Origin of the sequence: Mycobacterium sp. E796 (assembly GCF_001672815.1) — a bacterium.
Classification (GTDB): Bacteria; Actinomycetota; Actinomycetes; order Mycobacteriales; family Mycobacteriaceae; genus Mycobacterium.
Map to the genome: position 1 here is coordinate 1 of NZ_LZKK01000098.1, position 1,889 is coordinate 1,889.

Annotated in this window: 3 protein-coding genes; 2 read left to right on the top strand and 1 reads right to left on the bottom strand. The window is 57.8% G+C overall.

All coding sequences use genetic code 11. The features are described from left to right. Together A5706_RS33465 and A5706_RS08195 are read left to right on the top strand one after the other, a co-directional pair. Nucleotides 1-380 (top strand): hypothetical protein (locus tag A5706_RS33465; protein ID WP_197517784.1); only part of this gene is annotated, 380 nt, incomplete at its 5' end. A gap of 424 nt (nt 381-804) precedes the next feature. Further along, the gene (locus tag A5706_RS08195; protein WP_068128959.1) at nt 805-1,344 is read left to right on the top strand and encodes a PE family protein; all 540 of its coding nucleotides are present in this window, start codon (nt 805-807) and stop codon (nt 1,342-1,344) included. Between the two features lie 254 nt (nt 1,345-1,598). Here A5706_RS08195 and A5706_RS08200 read toward each other — a convergent pair. Next, the coding region (locus A5706_RS08200) for a hypothetical protein (RefSeq protein ID WP_231984910.1) at nt 1,599-1,889 on the bottom strand (291 nt) is incomplete at its 5' end.

Sequence of the window (1,889 nt, forward strand, 5' to 3'; positions counted from 1 at the left end):
CCGCCCAGTCGAAAGTAAAAGATGAGATTACAAATGTAGTGACGAATACTGTCTTTGTTCTAGGTGCCGCCGCCGTGGCCGGCTTCGTCATTGGTTTTCTTTCTTGGCTCATGGCAGATCTCGTCGTACTGTACTTCGCGTCCGCTGCGGCAAACATCATCCAATCGTTCCCGTTCTACGGCTTACTATTGAACGTTTTGACCGACGCGATAAACCCATTACTCACGGCGTTTCCCGTTGTAGGCCAGCTCGTTTCAGCCGGCACTCAATTAGTCCAGTCGTTCACCACTGCGTTCTTCTGGCCGGCGAATCTGACAGTACAAATTCTCCGCGCACTATCCGCCTTGGTGAACCCGCTGGGCCAAACAACGGCCTCCTAACATCCAATCTTTGGCCCTTCTCAGCAGCCGGGTGTCTCACCGACTCCTGTTCATCGGGACGCAGGAAATCCGAATCGAGGTCTACGGGAGCCCTCGGGGCCGCCCAGAGGCGCGCCTCGCGCCCCTGCTGACCCGCCGACACAGACGCCGCCGCACCTGACCGTGACTCTGCGGCCTCGGCCCACGCCTTTGTGGCGCGGGTCGCCGCGTTAAGGGGATTCAACCTCTAGCCGTGCATCCGGCCGTTACGCCGCACGCTGGGGCGGCCCCGACGCCCCTGCCTGACGTCGCCAGCGCCGGGCGACGCGTGCATGATTTTAGGCCCGACCACAGAGGGCGAAAGTCCCTATTTGGATTTGCCGGCTCGCGGTGAAGATCCTGTCCTACCGATGAGTCGATGAAGAGACCGGGCGGGAGGATCAAGATGTCTGCGGTGAGCGTTGCGCCAGAACTGATTAGCCAAGCGGCAACGGATTTGGCGGGTATCGGTTCAACGGTCAACGCTGCGCATATGACAGCGGGGCCCTCGACACTTTTCGTGCGCCCCGCTGCCGCCGATGAGGTGTCGGCGGGGATCGCGCATCTGTTCTCCGGTTACGCCCAGGACTATCACGCGCTGGCCGGGAAGGCGGCGGCGTTTCAGGAGCAATTTGTGCAGCACCTGACCACCAGTGCCGGCGCGTATGCCGGCGCGGAGGCCGCCAACGTCACGTCGCTGATCAAGCCCTTGACAGCAATTGGGGCCCCGATTGCCGCTGCTGCCACAACCGCCCAGTCCACGATGAGCGATTTAATAGCGAATGTGATAACAAATATTCAAGCCGGAATAGAGACATTGATAACGATGATTACATCTTTATTAATGTTGCTAGCGATTGTACCCTTTTTGCTACTGTTTCTTTTAAGTGTTGCTTTATACGGGCCATGGTGGCTTGTTTTGCTTAATGCCGGGCGTGGGTATTGAGATGACGCCCCCCTCAGCGCGGTCGGTGAGGTTCGCGCAGTCGGATCGACGCCCAACGAGTTGGTCGCGAGGGTTGGATTCTCCATCGTTCCTTCGCCGAACCTTTCACGTTCGTGGTCGGGCAGCGTCTAGCCGACGACGAGGCGTGTCTCGGCTTTGAAGGTGCCGTCGCGGTTGTCCCGGACGTGGACGCTGGTGGTGATGGCGATGTCCGGCCAGGGCCAAGAGGCAGGCCGCAACGCAGAGCGCGTCTGTTAGATCGGGAAGAACATCGGAATGGGAGTACCTGTTGCAATAAAAAGTAAAACTAGTGCTACCCAAGCGCCTATGATTACAAAAGTGCCGACCGTAACGAAAATGCTCCATAACGCCGGGTAGCCTTGAATAAATATCCAAAACTGGTAAAAGGCTGCGCCCAATATCTTGAGTAATTGGTCGAAAGCTGCGCTAACAATGTTGCCTAACTCGTATCGGACAGCCCCGACGGCGCTGCCAATCAAGTTCACAACCCCTCCCAAGGGCTTTAGCAACGACGCCATGTTGGC

Coding starts and splice junctions, on each gene's coding strand:
- A5706_RS08195 (WP_068128959.1), top strand. CDS start 805: ATGTCTGCGGTGAGCGTTGCGCCAGAACTGATTAGCCAAGCGGCAACG.